Origin of the sequence: Agrobacterium sp. Azo12, assembly GCF_029193765.2 — a bacterium.
Taxonomy (GTDB): Bacteria; Pseudomonadota; Alphaproteobacteria; order Rhizobiales; family Rhizobiaceae; genus Agrobacterium.
Genome location: NZ_JARFYO020000001.1, coordinates 524,075 through 543,664, shown reverse-complemented (window position 1 = coordinate 543,664; position 19,590 = coordinate 524,075). Strand labels below are relative to the sequence as shown.

At 54.7% G+C, this 19,590-nt stretch carries 18 protein-coding genes; 9 read left to right on the top strand and 9 right to left on the bottom strand.

All coding sequences use genetic code 11. The annotated features are described in order from the left end of the window. Positions 1–133: 133 nt before the first annotated feature. Complete coding sequence (locus tag PYL13_RS02395; protein ID WP_250983337.1) at positions 134–1,168, bottom strand: substrate-binding domain-containing protein; 1,035 nt, start codon at positions 1,166–1,168, stop codon at positions 134–136. Between the two features lie 191 nt (positions 1,169–1,359). After that, positions 1,360–2,631, bottom strand: coding sequence for a phosphate regulon sensor histidine kinase PhoR (phoR, locus tag PYL13_RS02390; RefSeq protein ID WP_405049439.1), 1,272 nt, complete (start codon positions 2,629–2,631; stop codon positions 1,360–1,362). A gap of 276 nt (positions 2,632–2,907) precedes the next feature. Here phoR and ppk2 point away from each other — a divergent pair, with 276 nt between their 5' ends. Then, positions 2,908–3,789, top strand: a complete 882-nt coding sequence (gene ppk2, locus PYL13_RS02385) for a polyphosphate kinase 2 (protein ID WP_275640391.1) — start codon at positions 2,908–2,910, stop codon at positions 3,787–3,789. Positions 3,790–3,814: 25 nt separating this feature from the next. Here the strand turns inward: ppk2 and PYL13_RS02380 are convergent, their stop codons facing one another. Continuing rightward, a complete protein-coding gene (locus PYL13_RS02380; RefSeq protein WP_275641355.1) occupies positions 3,815–5,242 on the bottom strand; it encodes a sensor histidine kinase in 1,428 nt (475 codons plus the stop codon). Between the two features lie 248 nt (positions 5,243–5,490). After that, positions 5,491–7,509: a methyl-accepting chemotaxis protein gene (locus tag PYL13_RS02375; protein ID WP_275640390.1), complete on the bottom strand. Its 2,019-nt coding sequence runs from the start codon at positions 7,507–7,509 to the stop codon at positions 5,491–5,493. A 373-nt stretch (positions 7,510–7,882) separates the two neighbouring features. On the opposite strand from PYL13_RS02375, the gene rpmH reads away from it, so the two are divergent. The 4 genes from rpmH to yihA are packed head-to-tail and all read left to right on the top strand — an operon-like array spanning position 7,883 to position 10,889. Further along, the gene (rpmH, locus tag PYL13_RS02370) at positions 7,883–8,020 is read left to right on the top strand and encodes a 50S ribosomal protein L34 (protein WP_111839965.1); all 138 of its coding nucleotides are present in this window, start codon (positions 7,883–7,885) and stop codon (positions 8,018–8,020) included. A 33-nt stretch (positions 8,021–8,053) separates the two neighbouring features. After that, positions 8,054–8,437: a ribonuclease P protein component gene (rnpA, locus tag PYL13_RS02365; RefSeq protein ID WP_192486684.1), complete on the top strand. Its 384-nt coding sequence runs from the start codon at positions 8,054–8,056 to the stop codon at positions 8,435–8,437. After that, positions 8,437–10,239 (top strand): membrane protein insertase YidC, encoded by a 1,803-nt coding sequence (gene yidC, locus PYL13_RS02360; protein WP_192486683.1) that lies wholly within the window; start codon positions 8,437–8,439, stop codon positions 10,237–10,239. The genes rnpA and yidC overlap by 1 nt, the downstream gene beginning before the upstream one ends. Beyond that, the gene (gene yihA / locus PYL13_RS02355) at positions 10,236–10,889 is read left to right on the top strand and encodes a ribosome biogenesis GTP-binding protein YihA/YsxC (RefSeq protein ID WP_275640389.1); all 654 of its coding nucleotides are present in this window, start codon (positions 10,236–10,238) and stop codon (positions 10,887–10,889) included. Before yidC ends, yihA begins: the two co-directional genes overlap by 4 nt. Positions 10,890–10,906: 17 nt before the next feature. Here the strand turns inward: yihA and PYL13_RS02350 are convergent, their stop codons facing one another. Beyond that, positions 10,907–11,278, bottom strand: a complete 372-nt coding sequence (locus PYL13_RS02350; protein ID WP_275640388.1) for a hypothetical protein — start codon at positions 11,276–11,278, stop codon at positions 10,907–10,909. 231 nt (positions 11,279–11,509) lie between these two features. Between PYL13_RS02350 and argB the strand changes: the two genes are divergently transcribed. Next, positions 11,510–12,394, top strand: coding sequence for an acetylglutamate kinase (gene argB, locus PYL13_RS02345; protein ID WP_192486680.1), 885 nt, complete (start codon positions 11,510–11,512; stop codon positions 12,392–12,394). Between the two features lie 69 nt (positions 12,395–12,463). Here argB and PYL13_RS02340 read toward each other — a convergent pair whose 3' ends face one another. Then, the gene (locus PYL13_RS02340) at positions 12,464–13,366 is read right to left on the bottom strand and encodes a DMT family transporter (RefSeq protein WP_275641354.1); all 903 of its coding nucleotides are present in this window, start codon (positions 13,364–13,366) and stop codon (positions 12,464–12,466) included. 208 nt (positions 13,367–13,574) lie between these two features. On the opposite strand from PYL13_RS02340, the gene PYL13_RS02335 reads away from it, so the two are divergent. Then, positions 13,575–14,300, top strand: a complete 726-nt coding sequence (locus PYL13_RS02335; protein WP_192486679.1) for a pyrimidine 5'-nucleotidase — start codon at positions 13,575–13,577, stop codon at positions 14,298–14,300. Between the two features lie 123 nt (positions 14,301–14,423). After that, positions 14,424–15,020, top strand: coding sequence for an EF-hand domain-containing protein (locus PYL13_RS02330; protein WP_275640387.1), 597 nt, complete (start codon positions 14,424–14,426; stop codon positions 15,018–15,020). 97 nt (positions 15,021–15,117) lie between these two features. Here PYL13_RS02330 and PYL13_RS02325 read toward each other — a convergent pair whose 3' ends face one another. Next, positions 15,118–15,375, bottom strand: a complete 258-nt coding sequence (locus PYL13_RS02325; protein WP_192486677.1) for a DUF1150 family protein — start codon at positions 15,373–15,375, stop codon at positions 15,118–15,120. A gap of 130 nt (positions 15,376–15,505) precedes the next feature. Beyond that, positions 15,506–15,931 (bottom strand): Hsp20 family protein, encoded by a 426-nt coding sequence (locus PYL13_RS02320; RefSeq protein ID WP_275640386.1) that lies wholly within the window; start codon positions 15,929–15,931, stop codon positions 15,506–15,508. A gap of 192 nt (positions 15,932–16,123) precedes the next feature. Between PYL13_RS02320 and PYL13_RS02315 the strand changes: the two genes are divergently transcribed. Continuing rightward, complete coding sequence (locus PYL13_RS02315; RefSeq protein WP_275640385.1) at positions 16,124–17,065, top strand: nucleoside hydrolase; 942 nt, start codon at positions 16,124–16,126, stop codon at positions 17,063–17,065. A 99-nt stretch (positions 17,066–17,164) separates the two neighbouring features. Here PYL13_RS02315 and PYL13_RS02310 read toward each other — a convergent pair whose 3' ends face one another. Next, a complete protein-coding gene (locus PYL13_RS02310) occupies positions 17,165–19,498 on the bottom strand; it encodes a methyl-accepting chemotaxis protein (protein ID WP_275640384.1) in 2,334 nt (777 codons plus the stop codon). Positions 19,499–19,590: the final 92 nt, after the last annotated feature.

Genomic DNA, 19,590 nt, shown 5'->3' with positions numbered 1-19,590 from the left:
CGGTGGCAAATAACACGCCTCTGTGGGCAGCCTGACCGTTTTCACAATCCCAATACGCCAAGGGTGAAACCGGAACAAGCCAGACACCCAAGGGAATAAACGGCGCGGGGGAAAACCCCGCGCCGTCAAGATATTAGAGAGTCTTACCGGATTCGAAGTTAGCGCGGATTTCGTCGCGCTCTGCGTCAGGCGCAGCAACCAGACCGTAAGCGGCCAGCGGAGAGTCTGGGCCGATCATTTCTTCAGACGTGAAGAACTCAACGTATTCCTTCAGGCCTGGGATAACGCCCAGGTGAGCCTTCTTCACGTAGAAGAACAGCGGACGGGATACTGGGTACTTGCCAGAAGCAATGGTTTCCGTGGAAGGAACAACGCCGCTGATGGTAGCAACCTTCAGACGGTCAGCATTGTTTTCGTAGAAAGCCAGGCCGAATACGCCCAGACCGGTCTTGTTGGCGTCGATACGAGCCAGGGTCTCTGTGTAGTCGCCGTCAATATCAACCGAAGCGCCGTCCTTACGAACAGCTACGCACTTAGCAGCAGCCTGCTTGGCATCAGCAACCAGACCCTTGATGGCATCAGTTGCACCAGCTTCCTTGCAGCCTTCAGCCATAATCTTCTCTTCGAAGACTTCGCGTGTGCCGTGCTTGGAACCAGGGATGTAAGCAGCGATTGCTACATCAGGCAGTTCCTTGTTGATTTCGGACCACTTCTTGTAAGGGTTGGCAACGAGCTTGCCGTCCTGAACGATTTCAGCTGCGAGAGCGAGGTAGATGTCCTTCGGCTCAAACTTGACGTCTGGGTTGGACGAGTCCATCGCGAAAACGATGCCGTCATAACCGATCTTGACTTCCTGAACTTCAGTGACGCCAGCAGCCTTGCAAGCTTCGAGCTCTTCGCCCTTGATTGCGCGCGACGCATTGGCAACGTCGATGGTGCCTTCACCAACGCCGGAGCAGAATGCCTTGAGACCGCCACCGGTGCCGCCGGATTCAACAACTGGCGCCTTGAAGGCAGGGAAGGTTTCGGAGAACGTCTCGGAAACGATCTTCGCGTATGGAAGAACGGTCGAAGAACCTGCGATCTGTACCTGGTCGCGAGCAGCGGCGGCGCCTGCAAATGCAACGGAAGCCACCAAAGCTGCTGCGGTCAATTTAACGATGTTCATTTGTCTCTCCCATGATGGGTTTGTAAGGACGCAGCCTATGCGGCACTCGCACTTTCCTGCGTTCGGCGCGTCCTTATTAGCCGCGCTTGGCTTATGCTTTTATGTCATTTCAATGAAACATTTGTGACACACCAAGCCATTGATATAAAACGTTATTTTATATCAGTTGAAAAACTTGATGACTGAGTATGTCAGAATCGGACGGTAAACTCGGTTCCTTCGCCCAATTCGGATTTCACGATCAACCGTGCCCGATGGCGTGTCAGGATATGCTTGACGATCGCAAGACCGAGACCTGTGCCCTTTTTGGAGCGACTGTCAGTGACGCTCACGCGATAAAACCGCTCCGTCAAACGCGGCAAATGTTCCTTGGGAATGCCCGGCCCCTTATCAATAACGCTGACTTCTACCGGCTTTCCGGGCGGTGTCTTCAGCCAGATATCGACGACCTTGCCTTCCTGGCCGTATTTACAGGCGTTCTCGACCAGGTTCTGGAATACCTGCACCAATTCGTCGCGCTCGCCCTGCACTTCGACGGCCCCTTCGGGCACATGCAGATTGATCGAGACATCAAGTTCATTGGCCAACGGCACCAGAGCATCCCGCACATGTCCGAGAAGCGGCACAAGATCGACCTTCTGATCCGGAGCGATATGAGCGCGTAGCTCCAGCCGCGACAATGACATGAGATCATCGACCAGACGGCTCATGCGGGTTGCCTGATCCAGCATGATGCCCAGAAAGCGCGTCTGCGCCGCAGGATCATTCTTGGCTGGTCCCAACATGGTTTCAATAAATCCACGCAAAGAGGCGAGCGGAGTACGCAGTTCATGGCTGGCATTGGCAACGAAGTCGCTGCGCATGCGGTCGATACGACGAAGTTCGGAAATGTCGCGGAACGAAAGGATGTAATAACGTTTGTCCTGCGATTTCGGTAGGTCGGCCGGTGCAATACGGACAATAAAGACCTGTTGGGACGGCAGTCTTTCGGAATGCTCGATCTGGTTCGGCTCTCCAGTCATGATGGTTTCGCGGATCATGTCCAGTATGCTGGGCGAACGCAGGCGGGCGGAAATATGCGTGCCGGTGGTAAGCTGACCGAAGATTTTTTCAGCAGCCTCGTTTTCAAACAGAATGGCCGCCGACTTGTCCAGAATGAATATTGGGCTGTCCAGCACGGCAAGACCGGCCTTGAAGCTGGCGAAGCTTTCCGGCACCGCATCATCGGCTTCGACGACAACAGGTGGCAGCATGCGGGGGATTTCTGGACGGGCTGATTTATCGCGCAGCAACAATGCGACCAGCGCCAATATCCAAGCGCCGCCCACCAGCCAGGGCGAACCTTTTTCCAGAACAGCCAGAAGCGCCAGCAAGGTCAAAGACAAGATAACGAGCCAGTTCCGTCCCATCTTAGCGATGACACTGTTGCCAGCATTGTTGTTGTCATCAGTCGCCATTGCCATGTCCGCTTCCAAACGTCGCCAGTTATAATGCATTGCACATCATGTCCGCAGAATCGCGAAACGTTTGGCGCATCGATCCGTCATATCGTGACTTCATGACAGATATTCATCAAGCCAGCGGTTATTAAACAGCTCATTATCCCCGAGAATAAAAAAGGGCCATTTTCCTTAGCCGGCGACAAAAATCTGTTCTCGAAATTGCTTGAATTTCAACATGCAATATGTGCTGATTGGTTGATAATTACACGTCCTGTGCGCGTGGAAAAGGGAGATACCATGGCTGATACCAGCAAGAACCGGGCAGTTGAGCTTGATATCAATGGCAAGACACGGACATTCGATATTGATGACCCAACGTTGCCCTCCTGGGTCCAAGACGCCAAGCTTTCCGCCGGAGGTTATCCCTACGAAAAGAAAATGAAGCGTGAAGATTATGACAATACGCTGGAAGCGTTGCAGATTGAGCTGGTAAAAGTGCAGTTCTGGCTGCAGTCAACAGGCAAGAAGGTTATGGCGGTCTTCGAAGGCCGTGACGCTGCCGGTAAGGGCGGCACGATTTTCGCTACCAAGGCCTACCTCAATCCTCGCTCCGCACGGGTTGTTGCGCTGACCAAGCCGACGGAAACCGAACGCGGTCAATGGTATTTCCAGCGCTATATCTCCCACTTTCCGACAGCGGGCGAACTCGTGCTGTTTGACCGCTCATGGTACAACCGCGCCGGCGTTGAACCGATCATGGGTTTTTGTACGCCGGAAGAGCACAAGCGCTTCCTGAAGGAAACGCCACGGCTGGAAAAGATGATCGTCCATGACGATGTGCATTTCTTCAAGTTCTGGCTGGATATTGGTCGTGAAACGCAGATCGAGCGTTTCCACGATCGCCGTCACAGCCCGCTGAAATGCTGGAAACTGTCGGATATGGACATCGCTGCGCTGACAAAGTGGGATGATTACACCGCAATGCGCGACCAGATGCTGGATAAGACCCATACGGATGACGCACCATGGACAGTTGTCCGTGCCAACGACAAAAGGCGCGCACGCATCAATGTCATCCAGCACATTCTCAAATCGATCGATTACGAGGGTAAGGATAAAAAGGCCATCGACGATATCGATGACAAAATCCTTGGTTTCGGCCCTGACTTTTTGAAGTAAAACACCTCTGACGTCTTTATAAAGATCAGGCCGTTTTCATTCCGGTTTCGGTTGTGACGGCCCGATCCGATATTTCGATGCGAAAACGGGTTCCTGGCTCCGGCTTTTCCACCAGCGCAATCGTACCACCATGGGCAAGTACAAGTTCGCGGGCAATGACGAGGCCAAGGCCGGTGCCGCCGGAGCGGGCAGAGCCACGAAACGCCGAAAACAGGTTTTCACGTGCCTTTAGCGGCATGCCCGGGCCATTATCATCAATGGTAATGCTGACAGAATTGCCGTTGCGCTGGCCGGAGACAATCAGCGTGCGCGGTGGCATGCTTTCGTCCCACTCCATATTCAACAATGCTTCGACTGCGTTGCGACAGATATTGTGAATAATGCGGAACAGTTGCTCTGCATCAGCATCGACAACCAGTTCCGACTGCAGCTGCGACACAAACTCAATGCCGCTTTGCGGGCCAATGGCCAGGATGTCGCGCACTTCTTGCAGCGTTGTGCTCAGTCTCAATGGACGACGTCTTGGCGCGGCTTCGGTGGCCTGACCGTAGGTCAGCACTTCATTTGTGTAACCAACGGCCCGGTCGATGGTTCTCAGAAGCTTGGGCGCAAAACTGCGGACCATTGGATCGTTTACGTCCACCAGTCTGTCCGACATCAGTTGCGCCGATGACAGAATATTGCGCATGTCATGATTGATCTTGGATACGGCAAGACCGAGGTCAGCGAGGTTTTTCTGCTGCTTCAACGTCCGGTGAAGCTGTGTCTGCATATCGGCAAGATGCCGTCCGGCCACCGAGAGCTCATCAGGACCATTATCGGGCGTGAAAATCCGTGACGGATTGTCCGGCTGTTCTGAAAAGTCCTGGATGCCACGGGTGATACGGCGGATTGGCCGGATCATAATGCGGTTGATCGAAACGAAGATAAGAAATGAGGTAATCAGCGAAAGGACGATCGACAACAGAAAGACGTTTCCGGCATAGGCCAACATTGCCTTGCGCAGATGTTTGTCCGGCATGACAAGTTCAATGATGGTGTCGGTCTCACCGACCACGCCGAACACCCGCATCATGCGGTCACCACCAAAAAGCAGAGTGGAGAAGGCATCCCTGACGGCGCCGAGTTGCGACACGTGGGAGAGATCAAACTGCTGATCGATACTTGGTGGCATTTCGGTCGCCGCCAGAAGACGCGAGGTTCCGTCTTTACGAAGGGCAATCAGCTTTGCGCCTATGGCCGACAATGTGTCATCCTGCACGGAGCGAGGAAGTTCCGCTTGTAAACCATCGATGACGGCACCGGCCGCAGCAGCCGTGTTGAGACGGTCATTGAGCCAAGACAGGCGCATATTGGCGACAGATGGTGGAAAAATCAGCACTTCCGCCACCATAATAAAAATCACGGTCAAGAGCAGCAGACGTCCGGACAGACCTTTGGTCAGCCCCGGCATGTCATTGGGAGCTTTCTCCAGCGCTGGACCTGCCTTGTCTGCTCCTTCTGAAAACAACGGCTCATTCCTGTCTGCGATGCCCCATTTGAGGTGTCGGGCATCCGTTGGGCATTATCTGACAGACATAATAAGGGGTCATCCGTGTTTTTCCAATGCCTGCCAACACGTTCCTCGCATAACACAGAAACGCCACCTGAAAAGGTGGCGTTTGTTATTTCACGGAGGATTACCGCTGATCACTCACGATATCAGAAGTCTTCCCATTCGCGGGTATTCTGGGCAACAGCGGCCGATCCGTTAAACGCGCGGGCAACATCACCCATCATGCGACGGGCTGGAGAGGCAACCGCCGTCGCGCCATTCTGACCGGGACGGGCAAGTGTCGGACGGGACTGTGCAACCGGGCTGGCCTCGCCAACTCTGAACTGGCTGACCAAACGCATCAGATTGCCAGCTTCTTCCGTCAACTTATGGGTTGAGGCAGAGGTTTCCTCGACCATGGCCGCATTACGTTGTGTGACCTGGTCCATCTGGTTGATGGCAGTGTTAACTTCCTGCAGGCCGGTCGACTGTTCCTTGGCAGCTGTTGCAATCGAGTGAATGTGCTCATTGATGCTGAGAACACGGCTTTCGATTTCATCCAGCGCTTCACCGGTTTTCTGAACCAGTGTTACGCCCTGCGACACCTCAGAACCGGACTTGGTAATCAGCGCCTTGATATCCTTGGCAGCGTTTGCAGAGCGCTGCGCCAGTTCACGCACTTCCTGCGCAACCACCGCAAAGCCCTTGCCGGCTTCGCCAGCACGGGCGGCTTCAACACCGGCATTCAGCGCCAAGAGATTGGTCTGGAAAGCGATCTCATCAATGACGTTGATGATCTGGCTGATTTCACGCGATGCCTGTTCGATACGCCCCATTGCCGAAACGGCTTCACGAACCACCTTGCCAGACTTCTCTGTTGTTTCCTTAGCCTCGGAAACCATGGTGCTGGCTTCCTGGGCTCGCGAGGTCGAGTTACGTACGACGGCGGTAATCTCGTCCAGAGCGGCAGAGGTTTCTTCCAGTGCCGCAGCCTGCTGTTCGGTACGCTTGGAAAGATCGTCGGCAGCCGAGCGGAGTTCGAGACCGCTGTCATTAATACTATGCGTGCCCAAACGAACGTCGCTCATAGTGACGCGCAGCTTGGCGAGGGTATTGTTGACGTTGCCCTGAAGTTCACCGAACACACCGTGGAATTCACCACGCATGCTCTGCGTCAGATCACCATCAGCAAGGCTTGCAATAACGCGGCCGGTTTCGGATACGCCATTATCAACGCTGACCAGTAGCGTGTTGATGTTTTGCGCGAAGCGATTGAGGTTGTCGTCACCGTAATCCTTGTTGATACGGCGGCTGAAGTCACCTTCTGCGGCAGCGCCGACAACTTCGGCCATACCGGCCTGAAGATCGTCGCTCTTTGCTCGCATGGCAGCTTCCTGCGCATTCATCTGGCGCACTTGAAGACCATTGCGCTTGAATACTTCAACGGCGGCAGCCATTTCACCAATCTCATCCTTGCGGTCAAGATAAGGGACATCCGCCTCAAGATCACCTTCAGCGACAGCATTCATCACGCCGGAGACTTTAAGAATAGGGCCGCTCAGTTGCTTGGAGCCAATGTAAAGGCCAAAAGCCGAACCAACGATAACGCCGGCAGCCGTCACCAGAGACACGATCCAGAACATCGCCTGACCGAAATTCTCGATACCGGCTTTTAGCGCGTTCAACTCGTCGACATCAGCCTTGACGATTGCGTCGATATCAACCTGATAAGCTTTACGGTTTTCTCGGTTGGCGTCATTATTACCCTGTTCATTGGCCGCTTGCGGGCTGACATCGCGACCAAGACGGACTGTTTCGGTACGGAACTTCCTGAATTCGGCAAAACGGCTTTCAAGATTGGAGAAGGCGACGGACTGTGCAGCAGGAACCATTGGCTTCCAGGCGGCAATCAGGCTTTCCATGGAATCGAGGTTCTTCAGTAGACCATCGCCAAACTTCGATGCGGTTGCTGTGTCCTTTGCCGCATAGATACCGCGTGCTTCCATAACAACGGCGGTTACCAGACGATTGAGAGATTCCCCCTTATGTGCACGATCGGCAGCCGCATCAAAAGCAACAACACGGCTGTGGTACTCATTGACGGCATAGATAGACAAGCCCCCGATTGTACACGCGACAAGGCTTAAAAGCCCCACGAGAAGATTAATCTTGCCCCGTATTTTCACTGCAATCCCTCCAAAGTGCTGCTCCCTCACGCAATAGTGAAAAAAGGAAGCCGCCATGACCTTTCGTCACAACAACATTTATCTACGCACCATTAAGAAAGAATTTCCGATTTTAATTACTTGCCGTTGCTGGAACAAAATTTATACATTCTGAAGTGATGCAATTGTTCCTAATACGCGGCAAAGTCGTTCCGGCTGTTTATCTTGCAGACAAAACAGGCTGCGGTTCAGCAATTGACTTTAGAGGTCTTAAGCCCTTATAAGCCCGCACGTCTGGCTATTATGCGCTTAATGCGCGTGCCGGGCATCAATCGAAACGCTCCTGCCCATAAGGGCAAAGCCAAGAAGGGCCGCACACCGCGGTATTAAATAAATGTCGAAGCGTACATTCCAACCATCCAAGCTTGTTCGCAAGCGCCGTCATGGTTTCCGTGCCCGTATGGCTACCGCTGGTGGTCGTAAGGTTCTGGCTGCTCGCCGCACACGCGGCCGCGCCCGTCTGTCGGCTTAATTGCCGATTGCCCGATTGAAAAGTCGCGGGCAGATGACTGAGACGAAGAAATCCCCCGGGCGGTTGAAAAACCGGCCGGATTTTCTTGCCGTGCAAAAGGGAGAGAGACGCAAGGGGGCAAATTTCCTTCTTGAAGTTCTTGACCGCAAAGAACCTGAGAGCGACGCTCGTGTCGGTTTTACGGTCACCAAAAAGCAAGGCAATGCGGTCGAGCGCAATCGAATGCGCCGCCGCCTCAAGGAAGCCGTCAGGCTGTCAGCCGGGTTTGCAATGAAACCCGGACATGACTATGTGATTGTCGCACGGCGTGACGTGTTGAAAACACCTTTCGCCCAACTGTCCTCCCAGCTTGCCGATCGTATCGAAGGCCGTGGGAAACCGAAACGGTCCCAGGAGACCCGCTCCAGGAAAGAATGATGGAAAAGAACCGCAATTACTTCATCGCGATAGCCCTTTCGGTTGTCATCGTCCTTGCCTGGCAATTCTTTTACATGAACCCGCGCATAGAACAGCAACGTCTGGCTGAAGAAGCACGCAAGGCACAGGTTGAACAGACGCAGGCAGCCAATGGCGCCGCGTCGACAACGTCGGGTGCAACGGTAGACGGCACTCTTCCAGGTGCTGCAGGCCAACCAGCGGCAACCGCGACCCGCGAAGAATCCCTGGCCAAGTCACAGCGTATCACAATCGATACCAGCGCAGTTGCCGGTTCGATCAATCTGACAGGCGCACGCCTCGATGACATCCGTCTCAAGGACTACCATGAGACCGTTGATGACTCGAGCCCGATCATCACGCTGTTTTCTCCATCGGACAGCAAGGACGGTTACTTTACTGAGCTTGGTTACATTGCCGGCGAAGGCGCAGGCTCAGTACCAGGCCCGTCGACTGTCTGGACTGTCGCTTCTGGCGACAAGCTGACCGAAACGACACCGGTTACGCTTTCCTTCACCAACGAAAAGGGCGTGGTTTTCACCCGTACCATTTCGATTGATGAACACTACATGATTACCGTTGCCGACAAGGTCGAGAACCCAGGACAGGAAGCAGTGTCCTTCTCCACTTACGGCCGCGTGACACGTAACAACAAGCCGACCACCCCGTCTGTTTTCGTTATTCATGAAGGCTTCATCGGTGTGACAGGTCCTGATGCCAGCCTGACGGAAGAGACTTACAAGAAGGCTGAAGAAGGCGCGCTTACCCTGCCTAAGGGCACTGGCGGCTGGATCGGTATCACCGACAAGTACTGGGCAGCAGCGATTGTTCCGCCGCAGACCGTACCTTTCGAAGGCCGTTATTCGCACTTCACCGATGGTCAGCCCCGTTACCAGGCCGATTATCGTACCGACGCCATTACGGTCGCCCCTGGCCAGTCCACGGAACTGAAGAGCCTGGTATTTGCCGGCGCCAAGGAAGTTCCGCTGGTCGACCGCTATGAAACATCGCTGTCCATCCCGCGCTTCGATCTGATGATCGACTGGGGCTGGTTCTACTTCATCACCAAGCCAATGTTCAAAATGATGGACTTCTTCTTCCGTTATTTTGGCAACTTCGGTGTTGCGATCCTGATGACGACCATCGTCGTGAAGGCGCTGTTCTTCCCGCTTGCAAGCAAGCAGTACGCTTCCATGGCCAACATGAAGCGCATGCAGCCGAAAATGGAAGAGCTGAAAGCCAAGCATGGCGATGACCGCATGGCATTGCAGCAGGCGATGATGGCTCTTTACAAGGAAGAGAAGATCAACCCGGTGGCCGGTTGCTGGCCGATGCTGCTGCAGATCCCGGTATTCTTCGCGCTCTACAAGGTTATCTACGTTACCATCGAAATGCGCCATGCGCCGTTCTTTGGCTGGATCCACGACCTTTCCGCGCCAGATCCGACCTCGCTGTTCAACCTGTTCGGTCTGCTGCCATATGACGTACCACACTTCCTGATGATTGGTGTATGGCCGCTCATTATGGGTATCACGATGTTCCTGCAGATGCGCATGAACCCGACCCCGCCAGATCCAACACAGGCCATGATCTTCACCTGGATGCCGCTGATCTTCACGTTCATGCTCGCTTCCTTCCCGGCCGGTCTGGTTATTTACTGGGCATGGAACAACACCCTGTCGATCAGCCAGCAGGCGCTTATCATGAAGCGTCATGGCGCAAAGATTGAGCTGTTCGACAATCTGAAGGGCTTGTTCAAACGCAAAACGGCCGAACCGAAATGACGACGGATTCGCCTCAGGAAAAACCGCTGTTCGGACGGCCCTGGATCTTCATTCGCGGTGTACCCGCCATGAAGTTCCTGCCGCCTGAGGGACCGCCGGAAATCGCATTTGCCGGGCGCTCCAACGTGGGCAAGTCCTCGCTTATCAATGCGCTGGTCGGCCATAAGGGACTGGCCCGCACATCGAACACGCCGGGCCGTACGCAGGAACTCAACTACTTCGTGCCCGACGGTTATTCAGGCCAGGAAAACGACCTTCCGCCGATGGCGCTGGTCGATATGCCCGGTTACGGATACGCACAGGCTCCGAAAGAGCAGGTCGATGCATGGACCAAGCTAGTCTTTGACTACCTACGTGGCCGTGCGACGTTGAAGCGCGTTTATGTGCTGATCGATTCCCGCCACGGCGTGAAGAAAAACGACGACGAAGTGTTTACGCTTCTGGACAAGGCGGCCATTTCCTATCAGCTGGTTCTCACGAAGACCGACAAGATCAAGGAAGCTGGTGTTCCGCGTCTGATTGGCGAAACGCTTGAGAAAATCCGCAAGCACCCGGCCGCTTATCCGGAAGTACTTGCCACATCGTCGGAAAAATCTTCCGGCCTTGATGAATTGCGGGCTGAAATAGTGCGGACTGTCGGCTACGTCTGAGATACAGCTCCTGTCATTCAGTGCATGAATGACAGGAGTACCGCAAAAAATATCGCCCCGAACGCGATGGCGCGCCAGAAGCGCACAGAATTCCAAAGATATTCCAGAGTCAGTCTTTTTGTCGCGTGTTGCCGCGCCTGCATCATCGCAATGGCTGCAGTCTGTGTCTGTAATTCTCCGGCATAGGCTGTGTGAGTAGCCTGTTCTTCAAACGCGACCTGCTGCAAATTGGCCTGCCAGCGGCTGACCATTAGCGCAAATGACCGGTCTTGCCGGATACGCCGCGTCAATTGCTCGTGAACCTCAGGCGGTAATGCACCCAGCACATATTCACCGGCCAGGATCTCGTCTTTCATACCGCTTTGTTTGTTGCTGTCCGGCATGGTCATCTGCCGTCCACTCCCTGTCATCACTTTTGTTGTTTTGACACATGCGCCTCCCGCACAATGTGCCCTATCCGACCAAGCTCTGCCTATTCCCCGCGCCTGTCAATCGCCGGAAAATCACACCCTCGCGGAATTTATGGTTTTACCATTTGTCGGGCACATTAAGCGATTGAGATTATTCCCTCCGTCAAAAACTTGCGCTAAAAGGCCGCAACCAACGACGAGGGTTTTTACATGGCAAGTTCTGAAAGCGAAATGCAAGCACGGCTTCTGGCGCAAGCCCTGCCCTTCATGCAGAAATACGAAAATAAAACCATCGTCGTGAAATATGGCGGCCATGCCATGGGCGATCCTGCACTGGGCAAGGCCTTCGCCGAAGACATCGCACTTCTCAAGCAGTCCGGTATCAACCCTATCGTCGTGCATGGCGGCGGTCCGCAGATCGGCGCGATGCTGGCCAAGATGGGCATTGAATCGAAGTTTGAAAATGGTCTGCGCGTGACCGACGCCAAGACCGTCGAAATCGTTGAAATGGTTCTGGCCGGTTCGATCAACAAAGAAATCGTTGCCCTGATCAACCAAACCGGCGAATGGGCTATCGGTCTGTGCGGCAAGGACGGCAACATGGTGTTTGCTGAAAAGGCCAAAAAGACGGTTATCGACCCGGACAGCAACATAGAGCGCGTTCTCGATCTCGGCTTTGTCGGTGAAGTTGTTGAAGTAGACCGCACGCTTCTGGACCTGCTTGCCAAGTCCGAGATGATCCCGGTTATAGCACCTGTTGCACCGGGCCGCGATGGCGCGACCTATAACATCAACGCCGACACCTTTGCCGGTGCTATCGCTGGTGCGCTGCACGCCACACGCCTGCTTTTCCTCACCGACGTTGAAGGCGTTCTGGACAAGAACAAGGAACTCATCAAGGAACTGACCGTGTCGCAGGCCCGCGCGCTGATCAAGGACGGCACGATTTCCGGCGGCATGATCCCCAAGGTTGAAACCTGCATTGATGCGATCAAGGCCGGTGTTCAGGGCGTTGTCATTCTCAATGGCAAGACTGCCCATTCGGTTCTGCTGGAAATCTTCACCGAAGGTGCCGGCACGCTGATCGTTCCCTGATCACTGCACCATGCCCGTTTCATGTGCGCCCGGCCGGAAAGTGGCTTGTACTTTCCGGCCGAACGTTTTTTACCAGAACAGCAGGCCTAAGATGCCGCTGACGATCAGCAGGCATCCCGCAAGCTCCATGGCATTTATCCGTTCGCGAAACAGGAACCATGATGCCATGAAGGTGAAGATTAGTTCGATCTGGCCGAGCGCCCGCACAAAGGCCACCTGCTGCAAGGTCATCGCCGTAAACCAGCACGCCGATCCGACCACACCAGCTATTCCCACCAGCGCCGACGAGCGCCATGTGACAAGAACCTGCACGATTTCCCGTTTGTCTTTCCACGCCATCCAGATCAGCATGAAGGCCGTCTGAAAGGTGGTGACGCAGGCAAGCGTAACCGCGGCCGACATGATCGGCCCCGCCCCTTCCAGGGACAGCGACGCGCTGCGATAGGCAACCGCTGAAATACCAAAAACACCGCCAGACGCGATGCCGATCAGGGCTGTCCGGCTGGTCAGGGCCGTCAGTGTGTTACGCCAGGAAAGCGGCATGCGCGCCATGGAAATTGTCATTACGCCGATGACACCGACAAAGATTGCCGCGATGGTACCCGTCGTCAGCTTTTCACCCAACAGTATAAAACCGAACAGGGCTGCCTGCACCGGCTCGGTCTTCGAGTAGGCCGTACCGACCGCGAAATTCCTCAGCGAGAACAGATGCACCAGCAGCATCGTGGCGAAGATTTGCGCAAGTCCACCGATCACTGCCCAAGCAAAAAAGGCCGCATGAAAGCTGGGGAATGTCTGCGCGGCTGCGAAATACAGAAATAGCACATAGGCGATGGCAATCGGAAAGCCGTAGCCGAACCGCACAAAGCTCGCACCGCGTGTGCCGAGTGAGCCCTGCAAATGCTTCTGCAATGCCGAGCGCAGGTTCTGCATGAAGGCAGCAGCGATAGTGATGGGTATCCAGAGTTCCATGATGTTTGACGACAGCATCGGCTCGAAAATCCGGCAGGATTTCCGGAAAGCTCGGTGCGAAGCTTCCATAGGTTAGAGCATCCTTTGAGCGTCCTGAAGAACGTATGGTGCTTTATCATGCGGCACTTGCAGGCCCCAAGCCCGGAAAGCGGTGCAAGCCGCCACCTTTTCGATTTTCTTTGCCGTTGCGAGGGTGCATAAGAAAGCTATGACAGCAAAGCCACACAATCTCCCTCAGAACTCTGATTTCGACCACGTACGCGACTGGGTGTTTGACCTCGATAACACTCTGTACCCGCACCACATCAATCTGTTCGAGCAGATTGATCGCAACATGACCGCCTACGTGTCAGAGTTGTTGCAATTGGAGGCCGACGAGGCCAGGGCTTTGCAAAAACGGTATTATCACGAGCACGGCACCACCCTGCAGGGGTTGATGATCCATTATGGCATTGATCCCAATGACTTCCTCGAGAAGGCACATGCCATCGACTATTCGCCGCTTCTGCCACATCCGGAGCTGGGTGAGGCAATCAAGGCGCTTCCGGGCCGCAAGTTCATTCTGACCAATGGCAGCGTAAAACACGCCCAAGCCGCCGCAGGGGCACTGGGTATTCTCGATCAGTTCGAAGATATTTTCGATATTGTTGCCGCAGGCTACCTACCAAAACCTGCCAGCGCGACCTATGAAAAGTTTGCAGCCCTGACCAAGCTCGAAACAAATAAGGCCGCGATGTTTGAGGACTTGCCACGCAATCTGTCAGCGCCAAAGGCGCTCGGCATGAAGACCGTGTTGCTGGTGCCGCGCAATTTGGAAGGCATCGTCATGGAGCGGTGGGAAATTCCCGGCGAAACCGATGCCCACATCGATTACATCACCGATGATCTTACATCGTTCCTGACCCATCTGACAGGAATGAAAAATCCGGTTTAAAAAAGGCAGATAAGCCTGCTTTAACATTACAAAATCGTCACCCACATTACGGATGTTTAAGTGGTGTGGAACGTCATGCGCCATTACTTTTTCCTCAGGGACACCAAAGGAAAGGTACTAGCGATGACTACAAAAAAGATCACCCTCACCGCTCTTGGTGCAGCACTTGTTCTTGGCAGCACAACAGTGGCCAGTTTTGCCGCACCAAGGGATCGGCACCCGCCGATGCCGCGTGAGGCGCTGTTCATTCATTTGCTCAAAGTAGCCGACACCGACAAGGATGGTAAAATTTCCAAGGCGGAATTCGACGCGAGACAGGAAGCCCTGTTTATCGAAGTCGACAAGGACAAGGATGGCTCGATCACGCCAAAGGAAATGCGCGAATACCGCAAGGCGAAGTTCGAGGAATTCCGTGCCAATAACCCGCGCCCGGAACGCGCAAATGCCGATGCTCCCAAAGATAAAAAGCATGAAGAGCACGCCAAGAATGATGACCACCGTCACGGCGAAGGTCGTCATGGCGCTAAAGGCTGGGGTGAAGGTCGTCACGGCGGCAAGGGTGCCGGTTTCATGCTGATCCGTATGGCGGACAAGGACGAGAACGGTCAGCTCAGCAAGGCCGAGGTTACTGAAGCCAGTGCAAAACTGTTTGAACGGCTGGATCGCAACAAGGATGGTGTCATCAGCATTGACGACATGCCAGATCGTCCATTCCCCTGAACGGACATGATCTCAAAAAATAATGCCCGCCCGGTTTCTTGCCTGGCGGGCCTTACGGTCCACTCAGCTGCACACGCAGCTCCGTGTGACAAATCGATCAGTGAAGACTTACGGTCTTGAGGTGGTCTTCGGCAGCCTTGAAGAAGGTGCTGGAACGATTGTCAGTCAGCAGGATCGGTGTACCATCGGCACCGAACAATGCCCAAAGGTCAAGCTGCGGGTCGACATCAGGCGCTTCAGGAAAACAACGGCTGATTTCTTCAGCGCGCATGCGTCTGATGTAACCAACCTCACCTGCCCCGATATGAGCAAGCTGTGACTGCGTAAGGCGCGAATGCGCATCCTTCAAAAGCATTTTATGCCTCCACATTTGCGAACGCTGTCACCAGCGCCCTTCGGAACCTTACGTTCTCATGAACGTCCCTACGGTTCCGCCAAGACCTGTCGCACTCAGTGCCCTTATTCAGCAGACGGTGCGTTGCGTCCTACTGTGAAACGGAAATGTTAATTTTCTTCACCATATGGGAAATTTCCGGACGGACGAGATCAATGGAAAGCAGGCCATTGCGCAGACGCGCTTCACCCACTTTCATGCCCTCAGCCAGAACAAAAACGCGCTGGAATTGCCGGGCGGCAATACCGCGATAGAGAAAGTCGCGTTTTTCCTGTTCTTGCTGGCGCCCACGGATTATGAGTTGATTTTCGACTGTTGTGACATCAAGCTCTTCTTCGGAAAAGCCGGCAACAGCGATAGTTATGCGCAAGACATCATGTTTTCCGTCTTCGCCATGCAATCTCTCTATATTGTAGGGGGGATAGCCGTCATTGCCCTTGATCATGCGTTCAAGGGTCTTTTCGATAGCATCGAAACCCAGCACCACCGGGCTACCAAAAGGCCTCATACGGCTCATCTTCTGTCCTTGTTTTTACCCAAGCGACGTTTTGCGAACCCGTCAATCGGCACTCGCAGACTTCCATATGGGAAGAGAAAGCCTGCCCTGCAAGGCCGTGTGGTGGACACATCCGCGGCTTCTGTCGAGCCAACTTGACAATCCACTTCGGAACGGTCGAAAAGAACCACCTCACTCAATTGCAGGCGCACCATGACCGAACGCAGAAAAATCATTATCGACACAGATCCCGGCCAAGACGATGCAGCTGCCATCATGCTGGCACTGGCGAGCCCGGAGCTTGAAGTTCTGGGCCTGACAGCCGTTGCCGGCAACGTGCCATTGCGTCTGACCAGCCGTAATGTCCGCATTATCTGCGAATTGTGCAATCGCACCGACGTTCCGGTTTACGAAGGCGCAGAGCGCCCGCTGGTGCGTGAACCGATTACCGCCGAACACGTCCACGGCAGTACGGGCCTCGATGGCGCTGACTTCGATGAACCGACCATGGCGGTGCAGGACCAGCATGCCGTTGATTTCATCATCGAGACGCTGCTGCGCGAACCGGCTGGCACAGTCACTTTGTGCACACTGGGCGCCCTGACCAACATTGCCACGGCCCTCAACAAGGCACCTGAGATCGCTCCGCGCGTCAAGGAACTGGTGATGATGGGCGGCGGCTATTTTGAAGGCGGCAACATCACGCCAGCTGCAGAATTCAACATCTATGTCGACCCACAGGCGGCCCACATCGTGTTCCGTTCCGGTATTCCGATCGTCATGATGCCACTTGATGTGACACACAAGTTGCTGACAACAAAGGAACGCGTCGCGAAAATTCGTGACATCGGCACACGCCCGGCGCTGGCCATGGTTGGCATGCTGGAATTTTTCGAACGTTTCGATGTCGAGAAATATGGCTCGGACGGCGGCCCACTGCACGATCCTTCGGTTATCGCCTATCTAATCAAGCCGGAACTGTTCACCGGTCGTGATTGCAATGTCGAGATCGAAGTCAGCTCGGAACTGACCATTGGCGCAACAGTCGTTGATTGGTGGCACGTGACTGATCGCAAGCGCAATGCCCGTGTGATGGGTGGCGTTGATGCAGACGGTTTCTTTGCGCTTCTGACCGAGCGTTTCGCCCGCCTCTAATGCGGTGCTGAAATCACCAATACACCCATGAAAAAGCCACCGGATTGCGCCGGTGGCTTTTTTGTTTGGCAAACCTTGGCTTGTCTGGTCAGGCTTGGCTCAGAACTCAGTCCAATCTGCTTCCGCCAGCGCATTGGCACCCGACACGCGCGGCGCGGGACGCGCTGGCGCTCTTTTCACCTGATGTGACGGTGCAGGCGCGGCAGCAGAGCGCATGGTGCTGGCGACAGAGTGCAATGGATGGCCGGCGTTACCGGACACCGCAAACTTCGCCACCAGCGTTTTCAGCGTGTCGGCTTCGCCATTCAACGTCACGCTGGCAGCAGTCGTTTCTTCGACCATCGCAGCGTTCTGCTGGGTCACCTGATCCATCTGGTTGACCGCAGAGTTAATCTCCTTCAGACCGACGGCCTGCTCGCTGGCAGAAGCCGAGATCTGTCGGATCAATCCGTTAATCTCCATAACCTGCACGGCAATACGGTCCATTGTTTCGCCAGCACGGCCGACGAGATCAACACCCTCATGCACCTGCGTGGACGAGGTGTTGATGAGTGCCTTGATTTCCTTGGCCGCGGTTGCGGAACGCTGCGCCAATTCACGCACTTCCTGCGCAACAACCGCAAAACCCTTGCCGGCCTCACCGGCACGCGCCGCTTCAACACCGGCATTCAGTGCCAGCAGATTGGTCTGGAACGCAATCTCATCGATAACGCCGATAATCCGGGAAATTTCCTGCGAGGACTGGGCAATGCCGTTCATGGAATTGACGGCCTGCTTGACGACGTCACCGGACTTTCCAGCATCATCACAGGCGTGATTGACGGTCTCAGCCGCACGTTGGGCATTTTCGGCACTGGAGTTTACCTGAGCAGTCAGCTCGTTCAGTGCTGCCGCCGTTTCTTCAAGGCTTGCCGCCTGCTGTTCCGTGCGGTGTGACAGGTCGCTGGCAGCACGGGTGATTTCACCGGTACCATTGCCGATGCTGAACACGGTTGTGTTGACAGTCATCATCGTGTCTTCAAGGCTGGTCAGGGCCGAGTTGAAATCGGTCTTCAGCTTTGCGTATTCGCCCGGGAAGTCATCCGTAATGCGGAAGGCGAGATTGCCCATTGAAAGTTCATTCAAACCGCTGCCAAGCGCTGAAACGATATGCATCTGGATGCGGCCGTTTTCATTGCGCTCGGCTTCCGAGCGGTTGCGCTCAACCTCGGCGGCGCTGCGCTGATGATCGGCATCCTGCTGGATGCGTAAGGAATCTGCCAGTTTGACACGGAAACCTTCCAACGCTTTAGCCACCTCACCGGTCTCATCCAGTCTTTGCTGGCCGGACACCGTATGATCGTACTGGCCATTTTCCAGCGTCTTTACATCCTTTACCAGGGCTGCAAGCGGATTGCGGACGAAGAAACGCACGGCGAAATAAAGCGTTGTGATAACCGCCGCCAGAATAACCAGCGCGCCGAGCACCATCAAGAAGGTCTGCTCATTGACCGGCGCATTGAGCGCGCTATGCGGGATGTCGACAAGTACGACCCAGGTGGCATTGAGGCCCGGAACCGCAAATGGATAGACCAGACGGTTAAACGGTGTGTCGGTATCCATGCCGAGATTTTCGATCAGCCCGCCAGTGCTATTGGAAATCGCAGCCTTGACGGTATCTGCGCCATTATCGGCATAGGCCTTCATGTTGAGATCAGCAGACGGCGGCACCAACCATTGTCCGCCTTGCGATACCAGGGTCACTCGACCAGTTCCGAATGGATGGATGGCCTGCAGCTTGGTCGAGAGCGATGCCAGCGAGATATCGACGCCCGCCACACCAATCATCTTGCCGCCGGACAAAACCGGATAGGCAAGTGAGGTCATGGTTGTCGGAACCTGGGTTCCTTCTGCCAGATACGGCTGGGTAATGGCACCTTTGCCGGTTTTTGCCGCCAACGAATACCATTCGGCGGCGTAGTCATTGTTGAAGGTCGAGAACTGAATCTCGCTGGTCTGGGTTTTCGACCAGTAAGGCGCAAATGCACCATTGGCGTTCATGCCAAGTTCGGTTTTGCCCGCCAGTTCCGTTGTCTGGCCATCGAACAGGCCGATCTGCTCGCAGAACCAGCTGCCGAAAGCAAATGCGTTCTGTTCAACATTGGCTTTGAGGATGTTGACGATACCGGGGCGGTCCATCGACTTGCCCTCATGGGCACGTCCGATAACGCCAGCCATGGACCGCGCCGCACTTGCCATTTCTCCGACATCTGCGGAAATGGTGTTGGCGATCGCGCGCGCTTCCGTGTTGGCCTGCTCCATCGTCAGCGCGTGCACACGTTCGCTGGTCTGAAGGATAAGAAATGAATTGGATGCAACGAGAACCGTTGCAATGGCACCGCCTGTCGCAAGAATCAGCTTGGTCGAAAGCGACCTGATCTTGATATTGAACATCATTGCCTCAAATAAAACGCGCGAGTTTTGGCAAACCGGCACAATGGGTAACGAGTGGGGGATGTCTCCATCATGGAGGGTCTGTTCAGTGC